Annotated in this window: 9 protein-coding genes; 1 reads left to right on the plus strand and 8 read right to left on the minus strand. The window is 73.9% G+C overall.

Features of this window, described 5'->3' with window-relative positions; all coding sequences use genetic code 11:
• Nucleotides 1-170 (plus strand): integrase core domain-containing protein (locus IG74_RS0142640; RefSeq protein ID WP_030688791.1); only part of this gene is annotated, 170 nt, incomplete at its 5' end.
• On the opposite strand, the gene IG74_RS0142645 is transcribed toward IG74_RS0142640, so the two are convergent.
• The 8 genes from IG74_RS0142645 to IG74_RS46855 all read right to left on the minus strand — a co-directional run.
• A complete protein-coding gene (locus tag IG74_RS0142645; protein ID WP_030688792.1) occupies nt 167-1,480 on the minus strand; it encodes a hypothetical protein in 1,314 nt (437 codons plus the stop codon). The genes IG74_RS0142640 and IG74_RS0142645 overlap by 4 nt on opposite strands.
• 42 nt (nt 1,481-1,522) lie before the next feature.
• A complete protein-coding gene (gene cimA / locus IG74_RS0142650; protein ID WP_030688794.1) occupies nt 1,523-3,130 on the minus strand; it encodes a citramalate synthase in 1,608 nt (535 codons plus the stop codon).
• 356 nt (nt 3,131-3,486) lie between these two features.
• Nucleotides 3,487-4,740 carry a PD40 domain-containing protein gene (locus IG74_RS0142655; protein ID WP_030688796.1) on the minus strand — a complete coding sequence of 418 codons (1,254 nt, stop codon included), beginning with the start codon at nt 4,738-4,740 and terminating at the stop codon, nt 3,487-3,489.
• 166 nt (nt 4,741-4,906) lie between these two features.
• Nucleotides 4,907-6,007 carry a TolB family protein gene (locus IG74_RS0142660; protein ID WP_030688797.1) on the minus strand — a complete coding sequence of 367 codons (1,101 nt, stop codon included), beginning with the start codon at nt 6,005-6,007 and terminating at the stop codon, nt 4,907-4,909.
• Between the two features lie 56 nt (nt 6,008-6,063).
• Entirely contained in the window at nt 6,064-7,350 is a 1,287-nt protein-coding gene (locus tag IG74_RS0142665; RefSeq protein ID WP_051856592.1) for a PD40 domain-containing protein, read from the minus strand.
• A 114-nt stretch (nt 7,351-7,464) separates the two neighbouring features.
• The gene (locus IG74_RS0142670) at nt 7,465-8,022 is read right to left on the minus strand and encodes a TetR/AcrR family transcriptional regulator (RefSeq protein ID WP_078869576.1); all 558 of its coding nucleotides are present in this window, start codon (nt 8,020-8,022) and stop codon (nt 7,465-7,467) included.
• Nucleotides 8,023-8,109: 87 nt separating this feature from the next.
• On the minus strand, nt 8,110-9,135 hold the full coding sequence (locus tag IG74_RS0142675; protein ID WP_030688802.1) for an agmatine deiminase family protein: 1,026 nt from the start codon (nt 9,133-9,135) through the stop codon (nt 8,110-8,112).
• Nucleotides 9,136-9,161: 26 nt separating this feature from the next.
• Nucleotides 9,162-9,648 (minus strand): amidohydrolase family protein (locus IG74_RS46855; protein WP_037827147.1); only part of this gene is annotated, 487 nt, incomplete at its 5' end.

The following is a 9,648-nucleotide window of genomic DNA, read 5'->3' on the forward strand; positions in this document are numbered from 1 at the left end:
GCACCCTGCTCGATGAATGGGCCTACCTGCGGCCCTACACCAGCAACACCGAACGCACCGACGCCCTGGCAGACTTCCTGCACACCTACAACCACCACCGCTGCCACACCGCACTCGGCGGCCACCCACCCATCACCCGCGTAAACAACCCTGCGGGTCAATACACCTAGAACCCTCCCCCAAAGTCCCCGCCCCCGCCGAAGTCCCCGCCTCCCCCGAAGTCGCCCGCGTCGAAGTCCGCGCCCGTGACGTCGCCGCCATCGGCCGTCGGCACGCCCGCCGACGCGGCGTACGCCGGGGACGAGAGGGCCGAGCCGAGCAGCGTGCCGACGAGGAGGGCGGGGAGCAGGCCGCCGCCGAAGTAGCCGCCCGCCCAGGGGCCGTAGGCCGGGCCCGCCTCCCAGTAGGGGCGGCGTTCGCCGGTGTCGGTGGTGACGGTGCGGGTCATCGGGTCGTCGCCGTCGGCGAGGCGCACCGCGTCGGCCGCGCACACCGGCACCTCGCGGGACGTGCCGCCCGCCGGAGTCCACTCGGCGTCCTTCACGGAGGGGCCGTGGCGGGGGTCGAAGAAGCACGGCGGCCGCCGCTCGGGCAGCGGGCGGCCCTCGCGGCGCGCGGCGAGCAGGGCCAGCGAGAAACGGCCGTCCTCCAGGGCCTGCGTGACGGCCCTGACCTGCTCGGGCCGCTCGGCTGCGGCCATGAAGGACTTCGCCTTCTCGTACGCGTCGAGCGCCCGCTCGTAGTCGGCGCGCATGGCGTCGTCGGCGCCGGCCTCGGCGGGGTGGAAGTCGAGCCGGTCCAGTTCCTCGCCGAAGGCGGTGATGTCCTCGTCGACGACGACGCGCAGCTTCTCCAGGGCCGCGCCCTCCTCCTCGGCGCGCTTGCGGCGCCGGTTGCGGGCCAGCGCGTAGGCGCCCGCGCCGCCCGCGGCGACCACCGCGCCGATGCCGATCAGCGCTCCGACGGGGGCGCCGTCGCCGGTGCCGGTGTCGCCCCAGGAGGCGGGCGCGCTGCCCGACGTCTGGGTGAGCGCCCGGTCCACGAAGTCGTTGAGCTGCTGTTTCGCGGGCTCGCCGCGGACCAGCGAGGACAGGTTCGCCACGGCGTTGCCCGACAGGGCCGCGCTGTCGGCCTTGGCGTCGAAGGCGTCGCCGAGCCGGATCGCGTACACGCCCGTGACCCCCGTCGCCGTCCGCAGGTTCCGGAACAGGTCCTGCTTCGGGAACGACTCCGGGAGCACGGCGACGAAGACCGGCTTGTCGGCCTTCTTGATCTTGTCGGCGAGGGCGTCGGCGTCGGCTCGGGAGAGCTGGGACGCCGCCGCCCCGTCGACGTACACCGGGTTCTCGCGCAAGGCGTCGGCCACCGTCTCGACGTCCGTGGCGGCCCGGGCCGGGGGCGCGAGCGTGGCGCCCAGGGCCAGGAGCAGTCCGGACAGGATGACGGTCAGCCGCGACGCCGCCTGTCTGGTGGGCCTCATACTTCACGCTAACCCAGCCCGGGCGCGAACGTGCCCCCGCGGCTACTCGGCGGGCTCGACCCCGGCCTTGAGCAGGCCGTAGGTGACGGCGTCCTCCAGGGCCTGCCAGGACGCGGCGATCACGTTGTCCGCGACGCCGACGGTCGACCACTCGCCGTCGCCGTCCGAGGTGGAGATGAGCACGCGGGTGGTGGACGTCGTGCCGTGCTTGCCTTCCAGGATGCGGACCTTGTAGTCCACCAGCTCCAGCTTGGCCAGCTCCGGGTACATCCGCTCGAGGGCGACGCGCAGGGCCCGGTCGAGGGCGTTGACGGGGCCGTTGCCCTCCGCCGTCGCCACGATGCGCTCGCCCTTGGCCCACACCTTCACGGTGGCCTCGTTGGCGTGCGAGCCGTCGGGCCGGTCCTCGACGATCGCGCGCCAGGACTCGGTGCGGAAGTAGCACCGCGAGCGCCCCTCGGCCTCCGCCCGCAGAAGCAGCTCGAAGGACGCGTCGGCCGCTTCGTACGTGTAGCCCTTGAGCTCGCGCTCCTTGACGCGGTCCACGACCCGGGCGACCAGGTCGCGGTCGCCGCGGAGGTCGACGCCCAGCTCCTTGCCCTTGAGCTCGATGGAGGCGCGGCCCGCCATGTCGGAGACCAGCATGCGGATGCGGTTGCCCACGAGCTCGGGGTCGATGTGCTGGTAGAGGTCCGGGTCGACCTTGATCGCGGAGGCGTGCAGGCCCGCCTTGTGCGCGAAGGCCGAGACGCCGACGTAGGGCTGGTGGGTGGCGGGGGTGAGGTTCACGACCTCGGCGATGGCATGCGAGACCCGGGTCATCTCGCGCAGCGCGCCCTCGGGCAGCACCTGTTTGCCGTACTTCAGCTCCAGGGCGGCGACGACCGGGAAGAGGTTGGCGTTGCCGACGCGCTCGCCGTAGCCGTTGGCGGTGCACTGGACGTGGGTGGCGCCCGCGTCGACGGCGGCGAGGGTGTTGGCGACCGCGCAGCCGGTGTCGTCCTGGGCGTGGATGCCGAGCCGGGCCCCGGTGTCTGCGGCGACGGTGGCGACCACGGCCTGCACCTGGGCGGGAAGCATGCCGCCGTTGGTGTCGCACAGGACCACGACGTCCGCGCCCGCCTCGTGCGCGGCCCGCACGACCGCCTTGGCGTACTCGGGGTTGGCGCGGTAGCCGTCGAAGAAGTGCTCGCAGTCGACGAAGACGCGGCGGCCCTGCCCGCGCAGGTAGGAGACGGTGTCGCGGACCATCTCCACGTTCTCGTCGAGCGTGGTGCGCAGGGCGAGTTCGACGTGCCGGTCGTGGGACTTGGCGACCAGCGTGATCACCGGGGCTCCGGAGTCGAGGAGCGCCTTGACCTGCGGGTCCTCGGCGGCCTTGCCGCCCGCGCGACGGGTGGCGCCGAACGCGACGAGCTGGGCGTTCTTGAAGCTGACCTCCGCCGCGGCGCGGGCGAAGAACTCGGTGTCGCGCGGGTTGGCGCCGGGCCAGCCGCCTTCGATGAAGCCCACCCCGAAGTCGTCCAGATGCCGGGCGATGGTCAGCTTGTCCGCGACGGTCAGATTGATGCCCTCACGCTGCGCGCCGTCGCGCAGCGTGGTGTCGAACACGTGGAACGAATCGTCGGGCTGGCTGGTTTCCGTCGTCATCTTTCTGGCTCCTGTGTCGGATCTCGGTCTACCGGATGACCGGCTCCACCATCCTCATGATCCCTCGCGCCACGTTCGTCCGACTGGGGTGGGCCGGAAAACAAAAAACCCCTCGCGGGTGCGAGAGGTCTGCGCGCGGATCGAAGACGGTGCCGCCCCGTACGGTCGTACGGGGGCGGTCACTGCGGACCGGCGCGCCTGCTGCCCATAATCACGGCGGTAAGCATGGGCTCAGCCTGCCATACGCCGCGCCGTACTTGAACGGCCGTCTCACGATGCGGTCGCCCCGCTGGACAGTGTCCTGGCGGGGCGGGTGCCGCTCGGGGGCGGGCTTCCGCTCGTAAGGCGGGTTCCGCTCAGCGGAGGTAGCGCACGAACGCGTCGTAGCCGTCGTTGGTGTCGCCCGGCAGCAGGCCCGCGTCCGCCGAGAGGAACGCGACGCGCTTGCCGTTCGCCGAGATCGCGCCCGGGGTGACCTTCGCCGAGGCCGTGCCGCCCGTGGCGTCGGGGGTGACGAGGACCGTCCGGCCGGTCTTCAGGTCGCGTACGTAGACGGGCGTTTCGGTGCCGTACTGGCTGCCGGGCTCCTTCACCTCCGTCATATAGGTGAGGCGGCGGCCGTCGGCGCTGATGGCGGGGGCCCGGGTGTAGGCCGCGCCGGGGCCGCCCTGGGTGCCGTGGACGCGCTGGTTCCGGCCGGACGCGAGGTCGTGGACGAAGACGTTCCAGGCCTTGTCGTCGTCGTTCGGGACGAGGTGGGTGTCGCGGGACTCGAAGACGACCTTGCGGCCGTCGCCACTCAGAGACGGTTCGAGGGACTCCTTCTCGGTCTTCGAGCCGTCGTGGGAGCGGTCGACCTGGGTGCGGCGGCCGGTGGCGCGGTCGTGCAGCCACACGTCGCTCCAGTCGTCGCCCCGCGGGCCGTTGGTGTAGTTGTGCGCGTAGACGACCTTGCGGCCGTCGTCGCTGACCGTCGGGGAGTGCGCGGAGCGCGGCTCCCAGCCGGGGTTGGGGTGGCTGATCCGCTCGGTGGTCTTCTTCTTCCGGTCGCGCAGGAACACGACCTGGCCGTCGGAGCCCTCGCGCTGCCGGGTGTCGAAGGCGGCGTAGCGGGCGTCCGGGGTGAGCGCGACGGTGCCCGCGCCCGTGCCGTCGAAGCCGGTGGGCAGCTCCACGTCCAGGCGCTGGAACTTCTTGGTCGTGCGGTCGTACAGGCGTACGTCGGACGCGCCGTAGTCACCGGCGGGGGCGGTGATGACGGCGACGTAGCGGCCGTCGCCGCTGAGCGACGGGCTGCGGAGCTGGCGGCCCGGCAGCGCGACGCGCTCGGTCCTGCCGGTGGCCAGGGTGCGGACGAACACGTCGGAGCGGCCGCCTGTGTCCCCGGCCACCAGGTCGCTCGCCTCCGAGTCGAAGGCGACGACCTTGCCGTCGCGGCTGATCACCGCGGCCGAGACGGCGGCGTTGCCCGCCGTGCCGCCGGGCGTGACGCTCGCGCCGGCCGTGCGCGGCGCGGCGGGCGCCGCGGAGGCGGCGGGCAGGGCGGTCGCCGTGACCGCCGCGACGACGACCGCTGCGGCCAGGGCGGCGCGCTTGGTGCTGTGCTGCATGGTTCGGATCCCCCGTGTGATGAGAGTGCGTGTCCGGCACCCGCGGAGCCGGTGTCGGTAAGGACTGCCGTACGGGCGCTCTTGGTTGCCGGGACGACTGTTCGCCCCGGGGGCGCGTGGGGGCACGTCCGACACGCCGTTCGCGGCCCCCTCACCGGATCGGGCGTCAGCGGACGCGGCGCACGAACACGTCGGACGTGCCGTTGGTGTCGTCCGGCACCAGGTCGGACGCGGTCGAGGTGAACACCACCCGGCGGCCGTCGGCAGTGACGGTGACCGCTCCGGCGCGGGTCTCGCCGGGCGCGAGCGCCGTGCGGCGGCCCGTACGGACGTCGAGCAGGACGAGCTGCTCCGCGTCGGCCTGTTCCCCGTCGGCCTGTTCCCCGTCGGTGCCCGCCGCGAGGACGACGTACCGCGCGTCCCCGCTCGCGGACCGCGCGGGCGTGTCGGCGATCTGCCGGGCCGTGCGCCCGCGCACGTCGTACTGGTACGTCCTGCCCCCGGCGACGAACAGGACGCGGCGGCCGTCGCCGCTGATCCGGACGAACCCCCTGTCGCTGTTCCCCAGGCCCTCGTCGGCCCGCACCCGCTCGCCGGTGGTGCGGTCCTCGACGAAGACGTCGTCGCCCTCGGGCCCCGCGCCCTTCTCCTGGTAGGCCACGAACCTGCCGTCCGCGCTCAGGGCCGCCGCGCCGAAGCGGGTGGTGCTCTCGTCGCCCTCGACCCGTTCGGCGGTGCCCGTGACCATGTCCCGTACGTACACGTACCGGTCGGTGACGAAGCGGTCGTCGCCCGAGACGTAGAGGACGTACCGGCCGTCGGGGGTGATCGCCTGGATGCGGGCGGCCGACGCCACGAAGGTGCTCTTCCCCGCCGCCCGGTCGTAGACGTGGGCCGACGGGCCCTTGGTGCCCGCGGTGTGGCCGACGTAGCGGCCGTCGCCGCTGAGCACGGGCGGGCCCCAGTCGAGGCCGCCGCCGCCCTCGATCCTGGTGAGCTCGCCCGTGGCCCGGTCCTTCACGGCGAGGCACACGTACGTCTGCTGCTCGCAGCCCCGGAAGAGGGACGCCTTCGTGGCGAAGGCCACGTACCGGCCGTCGGCGCTGACGGCCGCGTTCAGCGAGCCGCGGTCGAGCTGTGCCCCGTCGCTCGCCGTGCTCACGCGCTCGGTCCGCGGCTTCCCCTGCGGGGCCTCGGCCGCGGCGGCCGGCGCCCCGAGGGCGGCGACGAGTACGGCCGCCAGGACACGTGCGGCGGGTCCGCGCATGGTGGATTCCCCCTGGGTCTGGGCGTGGGTCTGGGTCTGGGTCCGGTGCGGCCGTGTCATCGGGTGTGCCGGACGAACACGTCCGGGAAGCCGTTGGTGTCCCCGGCCACGAAGCGCTCGCCGTCGAAGCCGGTGAAGACGACCGTCCGGGCGCGGGCGTCCATGCGGGCGTCCACGGCGTTCGCGGGCTTGCCGTCCTTGTCCGGCGACACCAGCTTGTCGGCGCCCGTGCGCAGGTCGCGGACGAACTCGGCGTCGTCGACGGTGAGGACCGGCCAGGTGTCGAGCAGCAGCTTCGAGCCGTCGGCGGAGACCCCGTCGACGGACAGCACGCCTTGCGGTCCGGGCAGGACCGCGTCGACGCGGGTGACCCTGCCGGTGCGCAGGTCGCGCACGAACGGGTTGACGCTGTCGTTGGGGTCGTCGCCCGGGACCAGGTTGGCGGCGCCGGAGTTGAAGACCAGCGTGTCGCCGTCCGCGCTGAGCAGCGGGCCGGTGGCGGCGCCGTCCGCGGGGCTGCCGTCGTACGGGGTGTCGGCCTGGGTCTCGCCGCCGGTGTCGCGGTCGTGGACGTAGAGGTCGGACCAGTCGCCGCGCGGCGGGGTGCCGCGCACGGCCTGGTAGGCCACCGTCCGGCCGTCGGCGCTGATCGTCGGGGCGCGGAAGCCGCGGAAGCCCTCCTCGCCGTCGACGGGGAAGCTGACGCGCTCGGTGCGCCGGTCGCGCAGGTCGCGCACGTAGACGGCCTGGGCGCCGGTGGTGGTGTGGTCGGTGTCGTCGACGGTGAAGACGACCGTGCGGCCGTCCGCGGAGAGCGCGGGCGTGTAGCCGCTCTCGAACGGCATCGGCAGGTCGACGTCGGCGCGCTCGGTGCCGCCCGTGCGCAGGTCCCGCACGACGACGGCGGTGATGTCGCCGTCCTGCGCCGTGTAGGCGAGGTAGCGGCCGTCGGCGCTGAGCGCGGGCGAGGAGAGCTCGCCGAGGGGGTCCACGACGCGTTGGGTCCTGCCCCGGCGCAGATCGCGGACGAACAGGTCGGCCCGGTCGTTGGTGTCGCCCCGGACGAGGTTGCTCGCCTGCGAGGTGAAGGCGGCGACCCGGCCGTCGGCGCTCACCACCGGGGAGCCGGAGGGGCCGTTCGCCGCGCCGCCGTCGACGGCGGCGCTGATCAGCCGCGTGGCCCCGGCGGCCCCCGCCGGTGCGTGCGGCGCCGGTGCGGACCCACCGGCCGGTGCGGCGACGGCCGCGGGCAGGGCCGCGGCCACGAGTAACGCGGCGACGGCGCCGGTGCCCGCCGCCCGTGCGGCTCGGCCGCGTCTCTTCTTCCGCTGGTCTCGGTCCATGCGTTCCCCCCGGAAGGCAGGGGCTCCCGGCCCGGTGCCAGGGGCCCATCGGATGCAAGCGCACGCCGGGCGCGGGGGTCAATCAGCCGGAACGCGTACAACCTGGACGGCCCGTCAAGCGTCCGCGACCGGTCGGGGGCCCAGCGTCTGGTCGGTGAACTCCCGTGCGTGCTCCAGGACTTGGGGCCGGTCCGTGCCGCGCAGGCCGATCGCCAGATGGATGCTCAGGCCGTCGAGCAGCGCCCGCAGGCGGGTCGCGACCCGGTCGGGGTCGACCGTGCGGAACTCGCCGTGCGAGACGCCCTCGGCGAGCAGCGCCACCAGGTCGCGGTGCCAGGCGCCCTCGATGGCGGCCTGCCGGTCGCGGCCGCCCGCGTCGGCGTTGAGCGAGCGGTTCCACACTTCGAGCCAGAGCGTCCAGTGCGGGTCGCGGTGGCCCTTGGGGACGTACAGGTCGACGTAGGCGTCCAGGCGCGCGCGGGCCGGGGCGTCCTGGGCGAGCAGCTGCCGCCGCCGGGCGCCGAGCCGGCCCTCGCTCCACTCCAGGGTGCGCAGGAGCAGCTCGTCCTTGGAGCCGAAGTAGTAGAGGAGGTGGCCGCTGCTCATGCCGACCTCGCGGCCGAGCGCGGCCATGGTGAGCTTCTCCAGGCCGCGCTCGGCGATCATCTCCATGGCCGCGGCGAGGACGTCTTCGCGCGGTGGCGCGTTCCTGCGCGCGCCGCGCGCGGGGCTCGCTTCGGCCACGTGGTGCTCCTGCCGTCAGATCCTTGGCTGCTGCTGGGTGACGCAGTGAATGCCGCCGCCTCCGGCAAAGATCGTACGGGCGTCGACGAGCGTGACCGTGCGGCGCGGGAAAAGGCGCCGGAAGATGCCCGCGGCGAGCTCGTCGCGGGGGTCGTCGAAGCCGCAGAGGACGACGCCGCCGTTGCACAGGTAGTGGTTGATATACGAGTAGTCGACCCAGCCCTCGTCGTCGGCGAGGACGGTGGGCGCGGGCACCTCGACGACTTCCAGGGCGCGGCCGCGGGCGTCCGTGCGCCCTCGCAGCAGGCCCGCGACCTCCTTGCTGACCTCGAAGTCCGGGTGGGCCGGGTCCTGCTGGCCGTGCACGAGGACGACGCCGGGCGCGGCGAAGGCGGCCACGATGTCGACGTGGCCGAGGGTGCCGAAGCCGTGGCCGGGGTAGTCGGCGGTGAGGCCGCGCGGCAGCCAGATCGCCTCGGTGGTGCCGAGGCGCGCATGGATCTCGGCCTCGACCCGCTCCTTGGTCCAGCCGGGGTTGCGCTCGGGGCCGAGCTGCACGGTCTCGGTGAGCAGCACGGTGCCCTCGCCGTCGACGTGGATGCCGCCGCCCTCGTTGACGAGCGGCGAGGCGTGCACGGGGGCGCCCGCGAGGTCCGCGACGTGCCGGGCGATCTTCGCGTCGTGCTCCCAGCTGGCCCACTCCTGGGCGCCCCAGCCGTTGAACACCCAGTCCACGGCGGCCAGGCCGCCGGTGGCGGTGTCGCGCACGAAGGTGGGGCCGATGTCGCGCATCCAGGCGTCGTCGAGCTCCCGCTCGACCACGTCCACGTCCGGGCCGAGGAGTTCAGCGGCGGACGCGCTCTGGCCGGGGCCGCACACCATGGTGACGGGCTCGAAGCGGCGCACGGCACGGGCGACGGCCGCCCAGGCCCGGCGCGACGCGTCCAGGTCCGCCGGGTCCTGGAAGGTGGTGTTGGGTCCCGGCCAGGCCATCCAGGTGCGGTCGTGCGGGGCCCACTCCGGGGGCATGTACAGGGTCATGGGTGCGTCCTTGGGGGGTGCGGGCGTCAGAGGAAGTACAGGCGGTTGAGGGACACCGAGTCGGCGGGCTCGGAGCGCAGCGGGTCGCCGTCGAGGGTGACGAGGCCGGTGCGCTGGTCCACGTCGACGGCGCCCGTACGGGAGTTCAGGCGCAGGTCGGCGGGGCCGATGCCGCGGGTGCCGCGCACGGCGACGCGGCGGCGGCGGGTGGGCATGAGGTCGTTCCCCTGGTCCACGGCGGCCTGCGCGACGAAGGCGACGGAGAGGTCGGCGGCGGTCGCGCCGTAGGCACCGAACTGCGGTCCGAGGACGAGCGGTTCGCAGGTGTCCGTCGCGGCGTTCGGGTCGCCGACGACTCCGTAGGCGGGGAATCCGGCCTTCAGCACCAGCTGCGGTTTGGCGCCGAAGAACTCGGGCCGCCACAGCACGATGTCGGCGAGCTTGCCGGTCTCGATCGAGCCGACCTCGTGCGCGAGGCCGTGCGCGATGGCGGGGTTGAGGGTGAGCTTGGCG

The organism is Streptomyces sp. NRRL B-1347, from assembly GCF_000720325.1.
In the GTDB taxonomy this organism is placed as follows: Bacteria; Actinomycetota; Actinomycetes; order Streptomycetales; family Streptomycetaceae; genus Streptomyces.